We start from the raw sequence: 207 nt of genomic DNA, 5'->3' as shown, positions 1-207 counted from the left end.
GAGCCAGATACAACTCCAATCGCTTTAACATCAGAACCACCAGTTGTTTCAAGAGGTGGCGGTTCTAAAAAACGCGGCGGTAACGGAGGCGGGTACCGTGACGGTAACCGTGATCGCAATCGTGAAGGTAGCCGTGATGGCAACCGTGGTCGTCGTGGAGAAGGTCAAGGTCGCCCAGGATCTTCAAACGGACGCGGCGAAAGAAAA

At 54.1% G+C, this 207-nt stretch carries 1 pseudogene; it reads left to right on the top strand.

The annotated features are described in order from the left end of the window. Positions 1–207 (top strand): annotated as a pseudogene (locus tag MR079_RS29095) (DEAD/DEAH box helicase); the annotation flags it as partial.

The organism is Bacillus cereus group sp. BfR-BA-01381 (genome assembly GCF_022663555.1).
Taxonomy (GTDB): domain Bacteria; phylum Bacillota; class Bacilli; order Bacillales; family Bacillaceae_G; genus Bacillus_A; species Bacillus_A pacificus.
Note: the sequence above shows the minus strand (reverse complement) of the source record. Positions and strands in the feature narration are given on the sequence as shown.